This is a genomic window from Paenibacillus sp. CF384, from assembly GCF_900106745.1.
Lineage (GTDB): Bacteria > Bacillota > Bacilli > Paenibacillales > Paenibacillaceae > Paenibacillus_Z.
In genome coordinates this window covers 518,920-537,650 of sequence record NZ_FNNV01000001.1, presented here as the reverse complement: position 1 = coordinate 537,650, position 18,731 = coordinate 518,920, and the positions used below count along the sequence as shown (strand labels likewise).

Sequence of the window (18,731 nt, the reverse complement as noted above, 5' to 3'; positions counted from 1 at the left end):
TGATTCCATCTCATTTCGTCTCTATCGCCGAAGCAACGATCAGTTCAGCCGCTTGCCTCCTGTAGCTGTCCCAATCACTCCCGCATGACGACCACGAAGCTTGCCCATCTGCAATTGTCTCATGCATGCCAGTGGGAACAGCTTCCTTGGCGATCGCGTCCGCCTCTGCACGGCTGCCGTGCTGCGAGACCAGCCACAAATATTCGTAATCCTGGATCCCTCTACGGAGATTCTTCATCCGAATGGAGCTAATCGGCCCGTTAATCCCCCGATCCTGCTCGCGGAAGAACGGATCACGTCCGGGATAGAATAATAGCCCGTCGCCATTGCCGAAATGGACACCGTCTTCGCCGTAATAGGCGGATTCGTTGTTCGAGACATACATGAACGTAACCGGATACTGAAACACATTCTGATTCCAGCGACCGCGCGGTCCTTGATGATTATGACGCCAGTGCGTGCCATGCCAGATGAAATACCCTTCAATGCCATAACGCCAGCGCAGCCAAGCATTCACGCGCATATCGACTGCCTCAGCTTCAAGAATGATCGACCCGTGATAAGGGCGATAGCCATTGTAGAACCACAGTTTATCGCCGGTTTCTGCACAATGTTGAGCGGAATTCGGATCCACGGTATGCGCGCACCAAATGTCGATGGCATCCTCAATTTCAGGCGTGAATTTGCGTGTCGTTAGTAGAGGAAGCTTGCTTCCTGAGCCTTCGGAGTCGTGTATAATCTTTGCGCGCTCACGAATCCAATCGTATTTAGCCGGAAGGGGCTCATCAATCAAATAACAGAAATAAACACCTGGCCAATTCATGCCTTCGAAATAATCCACCCACTTGTCCGCTTCGCGCTGAATTTCCGCCGGCTCAGTTCCGAGCACCTTAGCACCATACATCCCGATCGGAAAAACACCTTCACCGACCTGTTCGCCGGGCCCCTCATAGCCATTTTCTCGCGCAAAGAAGGATCCATCGAGGTAAGGTGCATATTGCTCTAGCTTATCGACGTCAAAACGTTGGTTATGGACATCCGAGCCGACCAAGTCGAACCGGTGCCGATGCGCCATTCTGCGAAGCCGATCCCGAATGTCTGGTGTATCCGGGAAATATTCGTCAATTTCGTTCGCATAGACGAAAGTGACCGAGTGATTCTCGTCCGGCAGCGCAAAATCAAAGAGCTGCAGCTCGACCGGCAGCTTCGCGACCAGCTCATCGCCGCATCGCACGGTCACCGCGCCAAGGTAGATCCCCGGCTTCAACGACGCCTCCCGGGGAACATACACATCGATCCAGAAGCCTTGGTTGGAGCGGGGCGACATGTGCACGGGTTGACCGCCAAGCCGCGGCTTGGCATCTGCTGGAATAAGTGCATCCGGAATCCAGCCTGAGCGATGAAGCGGCGGAGCGGATTCCGCATAGAACCATTGAGGCGCCGTTCCGAGATCGGGGGAAACGTATAAATAATGCTGCGTGAACACTTCGATACGCCGTCCAACGTAGTTGGAGGGATCTTCATCTAGCAAAGCGGCATTGTCGATTCTGCATTCCCCGTGCTCCGAATGCACAAGCTCGGACATCTCGACATAGAGGCCGGTCACCTCTGTGCTGTCTGCTTCTACGATAACCTGGAACGCGACCGTCTCGTTCCTTGCCCCGAACAAACGAATCGTGCTGCCATCCCAAACGCTGTTTCCGTTCTTATTCGGATTGGCCAAATCTTCCTTCAATACCTTCTCGCCGTCATTCACGGCCCACACTGAAAGCACCATATCGGAACAACTCCTTCTATATAACCGCTATCCTCATTGTGCGCCTTCCAATGACAATGGGAAACTGTAGGAATTTCGCATGGTTCACGAATTTACCGTATCTTTACTAGTCGCTTTTTTAAGTTCTTCACGAATTTTAAGACGAGCACAAAATAAATGAACTAGTGAAAAAAGCAGCAGTTTTCATAGGTATCCTGCGTCCGTTACATTGAAATCAGCGAAAGCGAGAAGATGGCGAAACGAATGGGAGGCTAGTCGATGAAATTGGCATTTTCCACGCTGGGCTGTCCGACTTGGAGCTGGGAGAAGATTTTGAAAGAAGCATCCGAGCTTGGATTCGACGGCATTGAAGTCCGCGGTATCGAAACGGAAATGGCGCTTCATAAATGTACGCCGTTTCTGCCGGCAAATATCGAGGAGTCCATGAACCAATTAGAAGAGCTCGGCCTGAAAATCATTTGCTTGGATACGTCCTGCGTCTTTCACGATTCGCCGAAGCTCGAAGCTTCTATTGAAGAAGGAAAAGCAGCCGTGGATTTGGCCGTCAAGCTGGGCGTCCCTTACATCCGGGTATTCGGGGATGCGATTCCGAACAAAGACGCCCGCGAAGCAACGATTGCGCAGGTTGCCAAAGGCTGGCAGGCGGTTTGCCGCCATGCGGAAGGCAGGGGAGTCTACGTCTTAATCGAAACGCACGGCGATTTCTCGGATTCCCGCACTTTGCTGGAAGTGATCAATCAAGTGGACAGCAGCGCGCTCGGTGTGCTCTGGGACATAAACAATCCTTATAAGTACGGAGACGGGGAAGCGCTGGACGTCACCTATGAACGATTAGGACGCTACATTAAGCATACGCATATCAAAGATACAAAAGGCTCGGACATGCACAGTCAAATTACGCTCGCTGGCGAAGGCGACGTACCTATTCGCGAATGTGTTCGGCTCCTTGCTGACAAAGGATACGACGGCTGGCTGTCCTTCGAGTGGGAGAAACGGTGGGTTCCGGAGATTGAAGAACCGGAAATCGCATTCCCGCAATTCATCCGTTATATGAAACAATAGATTTGATCGAAATCGAAGCAGGGAGGTAGAAGCAGCATGGCTACAACGTCCGTGGAAGCCAGCACAACAGTAATGAAGAGCCAGAAGGCGCCGACAAAGTCGCTTGCCTCCCGTCTATTCCGAGAGCGCTACGGATTTCTGCTCTTGCTGCCGGGGCTCTTGTTCTTCATCTGGTTCCGGTATGTCCCGATGTTAGGCAACATTATCGCGTTCGAGGATTACAGCCCGTTTAAAGGCTTTATCGATAGCGAATGGGTGGGGCTGAAGCATTTTAAACGCATCTTCGAGGATGCGGAAGTGATCCGAGTGCTGTGGAACACGCTCTTGCTTTCTTTTCTGCAAATCGCCTTTGCGTTCCCTGTGCCGATTGTACTCGCTTTGATGCTGAATGAAGTGAAGAACCAAAGGGTAAAGCGGCTCATTCAATCCGTCGTCTATTTGCCTCACTTCCTGTCTTGGGTCGTCGTCGTGGGCATCGTGACGATTTTCCTGAAGACGGAAGGGATCGTCAATAAGGGATTGAGCATGGCCTTCGGCATGGAGGCGATTCCGTTTCTGCAGCAGCCGGGTTGGTTTATGCCACTCATCGTGCTCGAGGTCATCTGGAAGGAAGCGGGCTGGGGTACGATTATTTTCCTAGCTGCTCTGGCCGGGGTTAATCCGACCTTGTACGAAGCGGCGATTGTGGATGGCGCGAGCAGATGGCGTCAGCTATGGCATATTACACTACCGGCCATTCGAGGCACGATCGTCATTCTGTTAATTTTGCGGCTCGGCGGCGTGCTGGATTCCGGTTTTACGCAAATCTTCCTCATGCTGAATCCATTCACGATGGACGTCGGAAACGTGCTGGATACTTTCGTCTATTTCAAAGGCATCCAGCAGTCGGATTTCAGCTTTGGTACGGCGGTCGGATTGTTTAAAGGGCTTATCGGACTGATCCTTATTCTGGCGGCCAATAAAATTGCCAAGAAGTTCGGCGAAGACGGCGTATTTTAAACTAAGGGAGGAGCTGGCGAGCCATGCCGATCAAGCGAACGATGTCGGACCGCATAACCGATGGCATCAATTTATTGCTGCTGGTGCTGCTGTCGTTAGTGATGATATTTCCGTTCTATTACATTACCGCGGTTTCGTTCTCTTCCTACGAGGAGTTCATGAATACCGATCTGCTGCTGTTCCCGAAACATTGGGTGCTCGATGCATACCGGTTCATCTTCGACTCCAAAGAATTTATTCGGTCGATCGGCGTAACGGTGTACATAACGATCGTCGGCTCGATCGTGAGCCTGCTCCTCACGTCCACGATGGCTTTCGCGTTGACCAGAAAGCTGTGGGGACAACGGTTCTATATGTTTCTTGTCTTGTTCACCTTCATCTTTGGCGCAGGCATGATCCCGACGTATTTGATCGTCAAAGCGACGGGACTCATTGATTCCTACTGGTCGCTCATCATCCCGGACGCGATCAGCTCGTTTAACTTAATCATCATGCGTCAATTCTTCATGAGCATTCCGGAGGAGCTGAACGAAGCCGCCGTCATCGACGGCGCGAACGATTGGCAAATCTATACGCGTATCATTCTTCCGCTGTCCAAACCGGCGCTCGCCGCCTTCGGTTTATTCTATGCAGTCGGTCAATGGAACACCTACTTCACGGCTATCTTGTATTTGAACGATCCGTCAAAGTGGACCGTGCAGGTCATCTTGCGGCAAATCGTCATTCTCGACGACGCTGCCAACACCCTTGCTAGCGCCGCTCGCGAAGCCGCGAGATCCGCGCACTTGCCGCCGCCGGAGACGATCGGCATGGCTGCTATCATTTTGGCTACGGTTCCGATTCTGATCGTGTATCCGTTTCTGCAAAAGCATTTTGCCAAGGGGGTGATGCTGGGCTCGGTGAAAGGTTAAAAAGCAGGATTGTAATGGCGTCCAGATTCGGCATACCATTAAGAGGGATACTAGGGAGGGGCTTACACATGACAACGAAAAAGCTCGTGACGCTGCTCGCAGCCGTAAGTATCATTACCGGGCTAACCGGATGCAGCGGCTCAAACGACAATGCGAACAAACCTGCAAATACCGCTGAACAGACCGATTCCAGCAACACGCCGGCTACGACGACAACCGAGAATGAGCCTGCGTCAACGAACCAGCCTGCTGCAGAGAAGAAAAATTTCGAGATCAGCACCATTCAAGGCACCTGGGCCAGCCCGCTTCCGGATCCGAACGGCAACGGCGCCAAGATGATCAACGAGAAGTTCAGCATCGATCTGAAATCGCAATTCGTGCCGTATGACGAATATGCGAACAAGCTGCCAGTCGTCATGGCGGCCGGCGACCTGCCTGATATTATCGGGATGGAAGGCGTGGATGCCAACTTCGTCAAATGGTCGAAGCAAGGCGCGTTCCTTCCGCTGAACGATTATATCGACAAATACGATGCGATCAAGAACATCCCTAAGAACGTCTGGGATGCCGTAACGGTCGACGGCAAGATTTACGCGATTCCGAATTATTTCCCTTCCAAATACGGCAAGAAGCCGATCATCCGCCAAGACTGGCTGAACAATCTCGGTCTGACGATGCCGACCACCTACGATGAACTGAAGAAAGTGGCGATCGCTTTCGCGAAGAACGATCCGGACAAGAACGGCAAGAACGATACGCTCGGCCTAGGCCTCGCCAAGTCCATCGTTTACGGCGCATGGATGGGCGCGGCGTGGGACAGCGGCTGGTACAACAAGAACGAGAGCGGCCAGCTGATTCCGGGCAATATCTCCGAAGGCTTCAAGAAGCAGGTTACGCTCTTGAACGATCTGTACAAAGAAGGCGCGATCAGCAAGGACTGGGCCGTTACGAAGTCGGCTGACGTGCGCAAAGATTTCTTCGCCGGCAAAGTCGGGATCTTCTACGAGCAGCCTTACGATATTTCCGAAACGCGCTTCAAAACGCTGAAAGAAACGAATCCGACAGCAGAACTCGCGGTCATTCCTCCGTTTGCGCAGGAAGACGGCCAACAAGGGTTCATGGGCTTGCCGGGCTATTACGAGCTGCACAGCTTGAACGCGAAGCTGGCGGACGATCCGGCAAAAATCGATCGCATTCTAGAAATGATCAACTACTTCATGACGTTCATTCCGGTCGATCAACGCAATGATCAAAATCCGGAATATGACTGGCAATACGGTGGCTTAGGCAAAGGCTACAATATGGAGAATGGCGTAGCCCTCGGCATCGACGGCGCGTTCAGCGAAATGCCTACGACGTATTTGGGCATTCGCTACTGGGCGCCGGTGGATGAAGATACGCAGCCGGCGATGGTGCTGCAGGATCCGTTCACGAAAGGGTTCGTGCAGTCGGCGGTCGATATGCTGAAGACGACGAAGACGTATTTGGATCCGGTCAACCGCATTCACTCCGACTTGCTGTACGCGAAAGTATCCGAGCTGGATCAAGTCGTGGCCGAGCATACGACGAAGATGATCGTCGGCCAGGAGTCGATCAACGACTGGGATAAAATGGTACAGGAATATTTGAACGCGGGCGGCAAGGAAATCATCGACGATGTCAATCGTCTGCTTGACGAGAACGGGATCGCGGGCGAGTGGAAATAAGCCTTCCCACTAAGAGGGAGAGAGGAAACTCTCTCCCTCTTTATGATCCGGGTGGCGACAATGTAAAGGCGAAAGGAGCTGGCTATGCGTACATATTCCTTACAGGAACAACAAGCGAATCGCAGGCGGGAGCTGTCCTATATCGACGATTATCCGAATATCGAGCGGTTTCACAAAGATCCGTTCCGGCGTTATTTGGACCGGTTAAACACGGATTATTTGGTCAGCAGAAAGACCGCGCTTCAGCAAGTGAAGGATAGAGAAGGGGCTTCGGACTATCGACAACAGATTCGGGAAGCTTTCCGCGCGACCGTCGGTCGGCTGCCTCAAGCTGCCGAAAGCGCAACGGTTACGGGCACGCTGGATCGAGGCAGTTACTTCATTGACAAGGTCTGTATCGAAACGGTTCCAGGGCTCTTCGCAACCGGAAGCTTCTACTATCCGAAGCAGAGCAGCGGTCCGCTGCCTGCGGTGCTGCTGTTTAACGGTCATGCGAATGATGGAAAAGCCTACGGTTCTTATGTTTCGTTCTGCGTCGAAGCGGTCATGAACGGCTTCTGCGTATTGACGTTCGACCCGATCGGGCAAGGGGAGAGGCGTGTGCCTCAAGCGGAAGGATCCGCAGACGGCGAGAAGTGGATGGACGCGGTCGCCGCCCACTGCTTCTTGGACGAGAAGCTCAGCTTACTGGGCGAGCATCTCGGTGCGTATATGATGTGCGACAATATCGCAGCGTTGACATACTTGCTGTCAAGGCCGGAAGTGGATGCGGAACGCATAGGCGTAACCGGCAATTCCGGCGGCGGCACAATGTCCGCTTATATGGGCGCTTACGATGACCGAATCAAGGCGGTTGCGCCATGCTGTTACATAACGGAGCTGCGCTCGCTGCTGTACCGGATCATGGCGCAGGATGCGGAGCAATGTTTGCCCGGCATAATGGCGCGTGGACTCGACCATAGCGATCTCGTGACGGCTGCAGCGCCTAAGCCTTACTTGATCGGCGCCGCCATGTTCGATTTCTTCCCGATCGACGGCGTGCGGGATGCGTTCATTGAATCGAAGAAGCTGTACCGTCTGCTCGAAGCGGAGGAGCAGTTGGAGCTTCACGTCACGATGAAAGGCCACGGATTCTGGCATGATATGCGAGAGCAGGTGCTCCGATTCTTCTGCCGCGTCTTTGAAGTCGACTTCGTGACCGAGAAGGGGATAGATTACGAGCGGCTGCCGGTGGAAGCGGATTTGTTGTGCTTGGAAGCTGCCGATGCTTCAGGCGGAGCCTCATTCGGCGGGACGATGCTGAGAATGATTAGGGAGAGGCTTCTTCAGCTTCCTAATGAGCGACATCTGCAGCTGCCAGAGGTTCGCGAACAGCTGAGAGAGCTGTTGCAGCTGCCGGCTGACAGTACGATGAAATCCGAGCCGTTAGCCATCGACGAGACTGGGGCGGTTGCCTTCGAGTCCGAAGAAGGCATGCCGCTTATAGGTTCCGTGCACCTCTTCACGGACCGGACGGAGATAGCTCGCGTTTACCTTGCGGTAGGCGGTATGAGCGGCGAGCAGGGACTTGAGCAAGCCCGCGAGGCCGGATATGATGCGGTGCTTACGATTCATCCGCGGGGAACGGGACCTGCAGCTTTGGAGCCTGCATGCACCTTCGGCATGTTCGAGCCGGAGAAGGCGAGCGGCTATAATGCCCGAATGCTGGGCCGATCGCTGCAAGGGATGCGGGTCACGGACGTACTTGCCGCGATTAGCAGCTTGAAGCGAACCGCTGGCTTTGAACGGGCGGAGATTACGCTGTACGGGCAAGAAGAGCATGCGCTCACGGCCTTTTATGCTGCCGTGCTGAGCGGCGATTGCCAAGGGCTTCATGCGGCAGGGTTGCTGGAGAGCTTCCGGGCGTTTGCGGAAGCGGATTCGCACCGGTACGCATCTGGCATCATCGTTCCGGGGTTGCTGCTTCAATTCGATATCCCCGATCTACTGCAAGTGCTGCAGCAGGAGGATGTCATTGTCGAGAGCTGGGCAGACCCCATGAAAAATCCACGCCATGGAGGGACAACGAAGCGATGAGAGGACAACTGCTCAGCGGTGTTCATCAAGCTATCGGCAATACGCCGATGGTTCATCTATCGCGGCTGACGGCCGGCTTCGAAGGGACGATCTATGCGAAGCTGGAGTATTTGAACCCCGGCTTCAGCAAGAAGGACCGAATCGCGCTGCAAATCATCGAGGAAGCCGAGCGGGACGGCAGCCTGCAGCCTGGGCAGACGGTCGTCGAGCTAACCAGCGGCAATACGGGCACGGGACTTGCTATCGTATGTGCGGTCAAGGGGTATCCATTCATCGCGGTCATGTCACGAGGTAATTCCTACGAACGCGCTCGCATGATGATGGCGCTTGGCGCTGAGGTTGTATTAGTGGACCAGGCGCCAGATTCAGCACCGGGGCAAGTTTCAGGTGAGAGTCTAGCCCTCGTAGAGGCGGAAGCACGAAGAATCGTAAGGGAGAAAGATGCTTTTCGAGCGGATCAATTTGAACGACTCGGAAATACGCATGCTCACGAATACCATACCGCTGCTGAAATGTGGGAACAAACAAAAGGCGAAATCGATGTGTTCGTCGATTTCGCCGGAAGTGGCGGTACTTTCGCAGGCTGCGCAAAGGCGCTTAAACGTTATAAGCCGTCGATCCGATGTTACTTGGTTGAACCTGATCAAGCGCCGTACCTTGCAGAAAGAGCGATGTTGAATCCTAATCACCGTATCCAAGGCGGCGGATACAGCATGGATCTGCCGTTATTGAATCGGGAACTAGTGACCGATTACTTGACTGTTACAGATGAGGATGCGATTGCCGCTGCCAGAGAACTGGCTAAGAAGGAAGGGATCTTCGCAGGTTTCTCCTCCGGTGCTAATATCGCCGCTGCCTTGCAGCTTCTGCAAGAAAGGGAACGCGGCGCTCGAATCGCGCTTACGATCAACGACTCGGGTTTAAAGTATTTAAGTACGGACTTGTTCGAATGAACGTGGGATAGCGTGAATCAAACGCGTTCCACCTTGCGAAACTCACTTGGCGTGACGCCTGTGAACTTCTTGAACATCCGATTGAACGAGTTAATGTTCTGGTAGCCGACCCGGGCGGCGGCGTCCTGAATCTTCACGTCCGAACGGGACAGCAGCTCTTTCGCCCGGCTCACTCGAATCAAGTTGACGTAATCCACGAAATAGGTACCTGTTTTCTCCTTGAAATAGGTAGAGAGATAGCTTCTTGTGATGTTGAGCTTATCGGCCATCATATCGAGCGTAATATCATGCGCATAATGATTCTCCAAATAATCGAAAACGAAGCTCGTAATGTGATCCTTCTTCTCCTTCTTGCTCTTGATGAGATTGGTAATGGAAGGCAGCCATTCCTCAAATAACTGCTCTAATTCTTCGAATGTATGGCTGTGCTGCAAGCTGGTTTGCAAGCTTTGAAGCAGCTCCGTATCCAGATGATTTACGTTGTAAGCACGTTTCGTTCTCTCCACCACGATGTTTATGAATGCTTTGACCTCATGCTCAGTCGCTTCTTTCTTCCGTAATCCGGCAATTTCGCGTTTCATAAACTGAACAAGCTGCGATTCGTTGCCGTTATTCAAGCTTGCAGTGATCTCTTCCTCTTGTGCCGACATTAGAAAATAGTTTACCAGCCTTGAATCCGTCTCCGCCCACAGCACTTGATTCCGATCATTGAATTTACGATGAAGGAGCAGGGATTTGGTCTGTTCAAAAGAAAGATTGAAATCGTCGGCGTGTTCATAACGCTTGCTCACAGCCATAGTCGAGAAACAGTAAGCGCGGTCCAGATCGAGCACGATACGAAACCCATCCAGCGTCTCGGCGAGCGTATGCTCGGCTTGGTCAGAATAGATGACCGATAACAGCTGATCGCTTTCGAGCTGCAGCGTGAGGGAATCGGGATAGCGTTCCGTTAAGATTTTATCGATATAGGCGCGTATGAATAAGGTTGCACGTTCCTCGTCATCATCGATTTCCTCCAGCAGCTGCGGTCTGAAGGTCAGCTTGAACAGCACGACTCGGTAAGGCTGGTTATTCTGGATGAGATCCTTTAAGAAGCTGGTGTTGTTCCGTATGTTCTTCAGTTGATTGATGTAAGCATAGTGACGAAGAAGGGAGTTCTTCTCCTCTAAGTTCTGGCTGATGTCAAAGTTAGAATCGAGCAGATGTCTGACTCGCTCCTGTATGAAGGCAAATTCCTTGATTCCGCTGTGCTTCTGCGAATGGAAGCCGGTTGTAAGCTGCTGGATCGATTGCACGAGCTGCTTGACCGGACGGTTAAATCGCATGCTGAACAGGAAGGACACCAGCATACTAAATAAGATAGAAAGCACGAGCAGCATAACGAACGTTATATTCCATTTCATCTGCGATACGATGCTGTCATCCGGGATTACGTTGATATAGGTGAGTCCGGTTAGCTCGCCTTTTTTGTAAAAGTAATAGTTGGAATCCTTCTTCACATAACCGTGACTGCCTTCTAATGCGGGAAACTGCAGTTGTTGATTATTGACGGTCGTGAAGAATGAGCGCTGCGCGTCGTCTAGGATGTAGAAATCGTTGGTAATGGATTGATGAAAGGCTTTGTACATTTTCTGGGCGTCGGCTAATGCGATGATATAAACAGAGGGGTTGGTTTGGTTCTTAATGATGATTGGAATCAGCTTGCGTTCACTGGTTCGTTTGGCATTGTATTCAAGCTCAGAGAATACGTCGTTGGGTAAGATGCGAGTCACGTAATGGTTATCGAATTGCGATTGCCAGAACTCATAGCCATAGGTCTTGCTCACATAATAGCGCTTGAACATGACGTCTGCGTCAGCGCCGCGTGTTTTCTCGATGGCGACGTTGCTTTTCTTGAAGTAGACGATCATGTTCTCCAAGAATAGCGATTGGTTTGCGAGGTAGATTTGAATTTCGTTCATCAGCTTGCTGCCTGCAGCATAATCGAATTTGGGTTTGTCGAGCGCAGCAATGTGATCATTGAGCGAGAAGGATAGAGCGGCGTTCTCGATGAGTTGGAATTTGGCTTCATAATTCTCCATGGTATTGTTCAGGTTCACGTTATTATAGGCGATGACTTCTTCCTTTATCGTGCCCCTGTAGAAAAATACGGAATAGAGAATGAAAGATACGAGCAGGATCACAATCGTCATGTAGCTGATGAGCAGCCAGAAGAACAGAGAAGGGGACTTCGTACGTATGTAGGGGAACCGCAGCAGCCTACCGATTATTTTCATGAAAACAACCCTCTCCCGTCATGGTCTGTTTTCAAGCCTGTTTCTCTTATATTAAAGAAAGAAAGCGGTTTGAACAATGGTCTTATTTTCATAACTTCACTGAATTTCTAGGTATTGTAAATAAAATGAATGATTATAAATACTGCTCGTTTCTCGCATAAAATCGATTCGTTATAGTTTGGTCAAGACCGGAAGAACGTTATGGAAAGGGGGAGCAGCATGATTAGAACCATCAGGCAAGAGGAAGCAGGCCAGTCGCTTACGCTAACCCAGGCTGCTTTTGCCGTCCGATTCTCGGAATCCGATGTGCAAGCGCGTCTAGCAAAAATGAACATGGAGCACTTTCTAGGCTACTTCGTGGAGGATCAGTTAGCTGCACAGCTGGCAGTACTTCCGCTCTATATTTACGTGCAGGGGGAAGCGATAGCGATGGGCGGAATTGCCCATGTCGCCTCCTATCCGGAATTGCGCAGGCAGGGGATGGTCAGCAAATTGCTTGTCCGCAGTTTGGAGATGATGCGGGAGAGCGGCCAAACGGTCTCGATGCTGAACCCGTTCTCCTATTCGTTCTATCGCAAATATGGCTGGGAGTATTTCTCCACGCAAAGCGTGAATACGCTTGATATGTCGGTTGTCCCGAAGTTTGGTTCAGCCGCCGGAGCAGTCAAACGAATGTCGGCCGAGGATTGGCACACAGCAGATCAAGTCTATGATCGATATGCTCGCACAAGCTTCAACGGCATGCTGCGACGTGATGAGAACTGGTGGCGGCAGCATGTATTCAATCGTAAGCTAGGCAGTTTGGCCGTCTATTACGACACGAACGGTGAACCGACCGGCTATATGCTTTATGACATTAAGGATCGTTTCATGAACATCCATGAGCTTGTTCATCTCGACCCATCTGCTAGGAACGGCTTATGGCAGTTCATCGGCAATCATGATTCCATCGTGACTAGGCTGAAGTTTACCGCACCTAATGACGATCCTTTCCTATTCGCAATGGCAGAGCCTAAGCTCCAACAAGAGATGGTTTCGAACTTTATGTTCCGCATCGTCGACGCTGAAGCGTTCATTCGGCACTATCGTTTCACCGCCGAGTCTGTGAAGCTAATTGTCCGAATTACCGACGATCATGCCGACTGGAACCGCGGTGTCTGGGAGCTTTCGATAAGTGACACCGGCCGTGCGGAGGCTGTCCGCCTGGAAGATGGCGACTTGGATGGCGTCAGCTGCGACATCCAAACGCTCTCCACGATGCTGATCGGCTGCCAGCGACCAGCCCAGCTGAGCATGAATGGCCGCCTAAGCGGCAGTCCATCCGAAATCGCCAGATGGGAGCGCGCAATCCCACGCCGAGTCGCGTATATGACGGACTTTTTCTAGTGGTCGGCATTGCTTTGATCAGTGTATTTATCTTTCCATTGCCTTAGCGGAGCAGGCGAAAACAGTCTGAAGAAGCGTTAGCGTTCGCCTTTGTACAAATATAAGAAGTATAAGTTTCACCTTATACATAGCTTATATTTCACCGGAATGAAACGCGTTTCTCCGCCGAAAAGTCGGCGAAAGCCGTTTCACCTTGCCTTAATTTTACCTTTGAGCCATCCAAGTTCAGAAATTCAAGGGGACAACAGCGATCGGAAGACGTTTTCGCATGCGCAGCGTGGTTTTACGGTTATTTATGCATTAGAATTTATCATTCCTCTAGCGAACAAAGGAGGCGAACATTCTCGTGAAAAGCTACGCGCTCGTAGGCGCAGGCAACAGAGGCACCTATATGTTCGCGGTCCCGATTGCACGGGATTATGCCGATGTGGCGACAATCGTCGGTGTGTATGACACGAACGCGAAGCGCTCGGAGCTACTGCGGTCGCGAACCGGCGGTCATTTTCCCGTGTACACAAGCTTCGACACCATGTTGGCCGAAGCTAAGCCGGACGTGGTCATCGTCACTTCCATCGACAGCACGCATCACCTTTATATCATTCAGGCACTGCGCGCCGGCTGCGATGTCATCACCGAGAAGCCGCTCACGATCGATGAACACAAATGCAGCCTGATTCTTGAAACGGAGCGGCAAACAGGCAGGCAAGTAACCGTTACCTTCAACTTAAGATACATGCCTTTCATGAACCGGCTCAAAGACATTTCCCGGGAAAATGCGCTCGGCACGTTGACTCATGTTCATTTCGAGTGGTTTCTGGATACGAAGCATGGCGCGGATTATTTTCGCAGATGGCATCGGAAGAAAGCGAATTCCGGCGGGCTGCTCGTCCACAAATCGACGCATCACTTTGACATCGTCAACTGGCTGCTCGAGGATGAACCGAAATCCGTTCATGCGTTCGGTTCTACGAGATTCTACGGTCCGACACGTGAAGAACGAGGCATCAGATGCTCGAACTGCGCCTATTCCAACACCTGCGAATTCTATATCGACCTCAACCAAGGCAACTATAGAGCGCTCTACTTGAATTGCGAAGACGAGGATCACTATTTCCGCGATCAATGTGTATTTGCTGATGAAATCGATATTGAGGATACACTCAGCGTAAATGTTAGGTATTCCAAAGGAGCAATGATGAGCTACTCGCTCACAGCTTATGCCCCTTATGAGGGTTTCCGGATGGTGCTGACGGGGACGAAAGGGAGACTAGAAGCGGAATATTTTGACGGCGCGATCGGCCCTTATGCAGGTAACCCGGTTCAGCGCATTCGGTTATTCAACCGTATGCAAGAGATGATCGATATTCCGCTGCAGGTTGAAACCGGTGATCATGGCGGAGGCGATGGTCGGTTGCTCCATGCGCTTATGCTTGGATCGGATCCTAGTGATTCCAGACAGGCATCCAGTCGAGACGGTGCAATGTCTTGCGCAATCGGATTCGCAGCTAATCGCGCGATCAGAGAGGGCAATGCGGTACGAATCGCAGACTTATTCCAACCAAACCCAGAGGAGGATCAACATGAACATTAGAGTAGTGGAGACTGCACAGCAATTGGGAGAGGAAGCAGCCGAACATGCCTCGCGGATTTTGCAAGAAGTGATAGAACGTCAAGGGAGAGCAAGACTACTGCTATCGACAGGCTCGTCGCAATTTGAATTTCTCAAAGCGTTCGTCAAGCAGCCGGTAGAGTGGAGCAAAGTTGAAATGTTCCATCTGGATGAATATGCAGGCATCGAGGATACGCATCCTGCAAGCTTTCAAGCCTACCTAAAGGAACGTTTTATCAGTCATGTGAATTTGGCGAAGTACCATCTCGTTGAAGGAAATGGGGATATTCAGCAGACGATTGAGCGGTTAAACGTTGCCATCCAGGAAGCTCCGATCGATCTTGCCATGATTGGAATCGGCGAGAATGCGCATATTGCCTTCAATGATCCGCCGGCGAATTTCGAGACAGAAGAGCCTTACATCGTAGTAGAGCTGGACGATGCATGCAAACGTCAGCAAGTCGGGGAGGGCTGGTTCCCAAGCTTGGAGGATGTGCCTGCACAAGCAATCACCATGAGCGTGCGCCAGATTATGAAGAGCAAGGTTATTCTCTCCTGCGTCCCGCATGCCGTCAAAGCGGATGCGATCAAACGTACGCTCGAGAATGACATCACTCCGCTAGTGCCGGCAACGATGCTGCGGTCACATCCTAATTGGACGCTCTACTTGGATAAGCAATCGGCAGCTCAAGCCATTCGATCTGACTCGGTAGTAAACGAGTGAACCGCAACGACTCGGAGCGGCGAGGAGGTGTTGCATCATCATGCAATGGATAGGAAGACGTTATGATACGGGTGAATGGGTGCAGCTAACAGCAGCAGATGGTGTCATCCAAGCCATCTCTCCTGTATTGCCTGACGATGAAGCCAAAGCTAGCGAAACGTGGATATCACCGGGGTGGATTGACCTGCAGGTGAATGGTTTCGCCGGCTTCGATCTGAATGGCGACGTAACCACGGAGCAAGATGTCGCCGAAGTGACGAATGCCTTATTCCGGCACGGCGTCACCACCTATTGTCCAACGGTTATTACCGGCAGTTTCGCCAGAATGAATCAGGCTTTTCGTGCGATTCACTCCGCTTGTGAAACTAACAAGCTGCTCAGTTCTGTTATTGGTGGTATTCATGTCGAAGGCCCGTACCTGTCTGCAGAGGATGGTCCGCGCGGCGCTCATGATAAGGCTCATATCCGAGACCCGGATATGGCTGAATTCGATGCATGGCAGCATTCGGCCGGAGGTCGAATTGTACTTTGCACGATTGCTCCTGAACGTGAAGGCGCCGTCGAATTCATCAAGCATGTCATCGCAAACGGTGGCGTTAAAGTAAGTATTGGCCACACGATGGCGGATGCGGAGCAGTTAAAGTCGGCTGTCGAAGCAGGTGCTGCGCTGTCCACGCATCTTGGCAATGGCGCGCATCCGGTCATGGCAAGGCATCCGAATTACATATGGGATCAATTGGCCGAAGACGGCTTGCATGCGATGTTTATTGGGGACGGCCATCATTTGACCGCATCGGTGCTGAAATCCATGATTCGCGTCAAGCGAGATCGCTTCATCCTCGTCAGTGACAGCGTCATGTTCGGCGGGATGCCCCCTGGACGCTACCCGAGCATGATCGGGCAAGAGGTAGAGCTTCTTAGCAACGGCAGGCTTCAGACGGCAGCTGATCCACGAATATTGGCAGGCTCCGCTCAAGCGCTAGACCGAGGAGTAGAGAATGCCATGCGACTTGCCGGAGTCAGCTTGCGGGAAGCGATCGATGCGGTGACGAAGCGACCTGCAGAAGCCATGGGTTGGCCGATGGTAGGGAAATTAGAAGTAGGCGCTAGAGCCAATTTAACTTTATTCAAGATAGATAGCAGCGGCAGCGTGAATGTCCAGCAAACCGTTGTGAATGGGGAAACCGTTTGGAACAACAAGCAGCAGTCACTGCAAGAAGAGAATGGGAGGTTGACATGATAGAGGATCGTTTAGGTGTCATAACGGATGAAGTCTCGCCGTCGGATCTCATTGAAGCGCTGAACTTTGCCGTATTAAATGGCTTGAAGCATGTTGAAATTCGTACGATCAATGGCCAGAATGTACTCTCGCTCCATGACCAGCAGCTTGCCATCATCCGTTCAGAGACGGAACGTAGGGGACTGTTCGTTTCATGTATCGCTTCTCCGATATTCAAATGTGCGCTAGGAACAGGCAGTAAAGTAGCGGAAGGTGATCGGTTTAATCAAGAAGAGCGTACGGTTTCCGAGCATTTCACGATGCTGGAACGCGCCATGGACATTGCTGATCAGCTAGGTACGGATCGGATTCGAATCTTCTCGTTCTGGCGTGAAGCTGAGCCGGAGCAGCACCATGACGAGATTGTGATGCATTTGACTCAAGCTGCATTGCTGGCAGCGAGCCGCGGGAAGCTGCTGTTGCTCGAGAATGAACCTTCCTGTAATGGCGGGTATGCCGCAGAAGTTGCCAAACTCGTCGGAGCCGTAAATTCCCCTGCACTGCGCGTCTTATGGGATCCCGGCAATGAGCAATACGGAAGCCGTACCAGCTATCCGGAAGGTTATTCCAGCGTTTGCAATCTCATGGCCCATGTTCATTTGAAAGACGTACGGTTCGACGAGAGTGGTCAGCCCAAAGCGACTCCGATTGGGTCTGGTATCGTTCCGTATGAGGCTCATTTTCAAGCGTTACTTCGAGATGGCTATACGGGACTATTCACGCTAGAGACGCATTATATTCCCGAAGGGGGAACTGCGATGGAAGGCACAGCCCAGTCGCTCCAAGGATTGAAGGCTCTTCTTGCGAATATGCGAGCACCAATGGATACCATTCATAAACCATCTAAATAGGGAAAAGGGGACGGTTAACATGGAACAATCAATCGTAACAATCGGGATTATCGGGCAAGGCCGAAGTGGACGCGACATTCATGGACAATTACTCGCCAGGCTGCCACGCCACTTTAGAATCGCAGCGGTTGCGGATTCCATTCCGGAACGACAGCAGCTCGCTCGCCAAGAATTCAACTGTAACGCCTATGCGACTTGGCAGGAGATGGTGGAGAACGAGCAGCTTGATCTAGTCGTCAATGCATCGCCAAGCCATCAGCATGTACCCATTTCCCTGGAGTTGCTGAATCGTGGCTTTAATGTGTTGTGCGAGAAGCCGCTGGCTAGAACTTCGGAAGAAGTTGATCAACTGATTGAAGCCGCCTCGCGTTCAGGCAAAATGTTAGCTGTATTCCAACAGTCCCGCTACTTGCCTGCTTACGTGCGTATTCGTGAAGTGATTGAAAGCGGTGTCTTGGGGCGAATTGTACAAGTTGATTTCACCAGCAGCCGCTTCGCGCGCAGATGGGATTGGCAAACGCTGCAAAGCAACAATGGCGGCAGCTTGTTGAATTTAGGTTCTCATACGTTGGATCAGGTGCTGCAGCTGTTCGGATCGGATCAGATCCCGGAAATCACGTGTATCATGGACCGAGCCAATACGCTCGGGGATGCCGAGGATTATGTGAAGCTGCTGCTTCGAGGACAAGGTCGTCCTACTATCGATTTGGAAGTCTCCTCGTGCAGCGTGTTTCCTGGAGAAACGTTCGTTATTCAAGGGACAAACGGCGGTCTGCACGGCAATAACGATCGCTTGGAATGGAGCTATTTCAAACCGGAAGAAGCTCCCGTGCAGCAATTAACGAGGGAGCCGCTGATGGACAAGAACGGCATGCCGAGCTACTGCCGCGAAACGCTCAATTGGTATAAAGAGAATTGGGAGGTTAATTCGGCGGAAGGGCAGGGCGAATTTGATTACATGACGGAGCAATTCTATATGATGCTGTACGGAACGCTTGTGAATGGCGATGACTTGGCCATTACGCCGCAGCAGGTCCGGCAGCAGCTTGTAGTCATGGAGGAGTGCCGCCGCCAAAATCCGCAAATCTATCGTCCGGCTCAAGAAAGCATCAGAGGTTAATC

Annotated in this window: 13 protein-coding genes and 1 pseudogene; 12 read left to right on the top strand and 2 right to left on the bottom strand. The window is 51.7% G+C overall.

All coding sequences use genetic code 11. From position 1 onward, the window contains the following. Positions 1–10 precede the first annotated feature (10 nt). Positions 11–1,777, bottom strand: coding sequence for a DUF4091 domain-containing protein (locus tag BLW29_RS02440; protein ID WP_090975852.1), 1,767 nt, complete (start codon positions 1,775–1,777; stop codon positions 11–13). A 258-nt stretch (positions 1,778–2,035) separates the two neighbouring features. Here BLW29_RS02440 and BLW29_RS02435 point away from each other — a divergent pair, with 258 nt between their 5' ends. From BLW29_RS02435 to BLW29_RS02410, 6 genes and pseudogenes are all read left to right on the top strand, one after another. Next, entirely contained in the window at positions 2,036–2,839 is an 804-nt protein-coding gene (locus tag BLW29_RS02435; RefSeq protein ID WP_090975850.1) for a sugar phosphate isomerase/epimerase family protein, read from the top strand. A 72-nt stretch (positions 2,840–2,911) separates the two neighbouring features. Further along, positions 2,912–3,838 (top strand): ABC transporter permease, encoded by a 927-nt coding sequence (locus tag BLW29_RS02430; RefSeq protein ID WP_090977045.1) that lies wholly within the window; start codon positions 2,912–2,914, stop codon positions 3,836–3,838. Positions 3,839–3,861: 23 nt separating this feature from the next. After that, on the top strand, positions 3,862–4,749 hold the full coding sequence (locus BLW29_RS02425; RefSeq protein WP_090975848.1) for a carbohydrate ABC transporter permease: 888 nt from the start codon (positions 3,862–3,864) through the stop codon (positions 4,747–4,749). A gap of 68 nt (positions 4,750–4,817) precedes the next feature. Then, positions 4,818–6,455, top strand: coding sequence for an extracellular solute-binding protein (locus tag BLW29_RS02420; RefSeq protein ID WP_177186451.1), 1,638 nt, complete (start codon positions 4,818–4,820; stop codon positions 6,453–6,455). A gap of 84 nt (positions 6,456–6,539) precedes the next feature. Then, positions 6,540–7,307 (top strand): annotated as a pseudogene (locus BLW29_RS32070) (alpha/beta hydrolase family protein); the annotation flags it as partial. 1,220 nt (positions 7,308–8,527) lie between these two features. Next, positions 8,528–9,484 (top strand): PLP-dependent cysteine synthase family protein, encoded by a 957-nt coding sequence (locus tag BLW29_RS02410; protein ID WP_090975842.1) that lies wholly within the window; start codon positions 8,528–8,530, stop codon positions 9,482–9,484. A gap of 17 nt (positions 9,485–9,501) precedes the next feature. On the opposite strand, the gene BLW29_RS02405 is transcribed toward BLW29_RS02410, so the two are convergent. Beyond that, positions 9,502–11,760, bottom strand: coding sequence for a helix-turn-helix domain-containing protein (locus BLW29_RS02405; RefSeq protein ID WP_090975840.1), 2,259 nt, complete (start codon positions 11,758–11,760; stop codon positions 9,502–9,504). A gap of 219 nt (positions 11,761–11,979) precedes the next feature. Between BLW29_RS02405 and eis the strand changes: the two genes are divergently transcribed. From eis to BLW29_RS02375, 6 genes are all read left to right on the top strand, one after another. After that, complete coding sequence (gene eis, locus BLW29_RS02400; protein WP_177186450.1) at positions 11,980–13,146, top strand: GNAT family N-acetyltransferase; 1,167 nt, start codon at positions 11,980–11,982, stop codon at positions 13,144–13,146. Between the two features lie 346 nt (positions 13,147–13,492). After that, a complete protein-coding gene (locus BLW29_RS02395; RefSeq protein ID WP_090975835.1) occupies positions 13,493–14,737 on the top strand; it encodes a Gfo/Idh/MocA family protein in 1,245 nt (414 codons plus the stop codon). After that, positions 14,727–15,479, top strand: a complete 753-nt coding sequence (locus BLW29_RS02390) for a glucosamine-6-phosphate deaminase (protein ID WP_090975833.1) — start codon at positions 14,727–14,729, stop codon at positions 15,477–15,479. Before BLW29_RS02395 ends, BLW29_RS02390 begins: the two co-directional genes overlap by 11 nt. 40 nt (positions 15,480–15,519) lie before the next feature. Further along, positions 15,520–16,719 carry an N-acetylglucosamine-6-phosphate deacetylase gene (locus BLW29_RS02385; protein ID WP_090975829.1) on the top strand — a complete coding sequence of 400 codons (1,200 nt, stop codon included), beginning with the start codon at positions 15,520–15,522 and terminating at the stop codon, positions 16,717–16,719. After that, positions 16,716–17,609 (top strand): sugar phosphate isomerase/epimerase family protein, encoded by an 894-nt coding sequence (locus tag BLW29_RS02380; protein ID WP_090975827.1) that lies wholly within the window; start codon positions 16,716–16,718, stop codon positions 17,607–17,609. Before BLW29_RS02385 ends, BLW29_RS02380 begins: the two co-directional genes overlap by 4 nt. 19 nt (positions 17,610–17,628) lie before the next feature. Further along, positions 17,629–18,729 carry a Gfo/Idh/MocA family protein gene (locus BLW29_RS02375; RefSeq protein ID WP_090975825.1) on the top strand — a complete coding sequence of 367 codons (1,101 nt, stop codon included), beginning with the start codon at positions 17,629–17,631 and terminating at the stop codon, positions 18,727–18,729. Positions 18,730–18,731: the final 2 nt, after the last annotated feature.

Coding starts and splice junctions, on each gene's coding strand:
- BLW29_RS02405 (WP_090975840.1), bottom strand. CDS start 11,760: ATGAAAATAATCGGTAGGCTGCTGCGGTTCCCCTACATACGTACGAAG.
- BLW29_RS02390 (WP_090975833.1), top strand. CDS start 14,727: ATGAACATTAGAGTAGTGGAGACTGCACAGCAATTGGGAGAGGAAGCA.
- BLW29_RS02430 (WP_090977045.1), top strand. CDS start 2,912: ATGAAGAGCCAGAAGGCGCCGACAAAGTCGCTTGCCTCCCGTCTATTC.
- BLW29_RS02435 (WP_090975850.1), top strand. CDS start 2,036: ATGAAATTGGCATTTTCCACGCTGGGCTGTCCGACTTGGAGCTGGGAG.
- BLW29_RS02420 (WP_177186451.1), top strand. CDS start 4,818: ATGACAACGAAAAAGCTCGTGACGCTGCTCGCAGCCGTAAGTATCATT.
- BLW29_RS02375 (WP_090975825.1), top strand. CDS start 17,629: ATGGAACAATCAATCGTAACAATCGGGATTATCGGGCAAGGCCGAAGT.
- eis (WP_177186450.1), top strand. CDS start 11,980: ATGATTAGAACCATCAGGCAAGAGGAAGCAGGCCAGTCGCTTACGCTA.
- BLW29_RS02380 (WP_090975827.1), top strand. CDS start 16,716: ATGATAGAGGATCGTTTAGGTGTCATAACGGATGAAGTCTCGCCGTCG.
- BLW29_RS02440 (WP_090975852.1), bottom strand. CDS start 1,777: ATGGTGCTTTCAGTGTGGGCCGTGAATGACGGCGAGAAGGTATTGAAG.
- BLW29_RS02410 (WP_090975842.1), top strand. CDS start 8,528: ATGAGAGGACAACTGCTCAGCGGTGTTCATCAAGCTATCGGCAATACG.
- BLW29_RS02425 (WP_090975848.1), top strand. CDS start 3,862: ATGCCGATCAAGCGAACGATGTCGGACCGCATAACCGATGGCATCAAT.
- BLW29_RS02385 (WP_090975829.1), top strand. CDS start 15,520: ATGCAATGGATAGGAAGACGTTATGATACGGGTGAATGGGTGCAGCTA.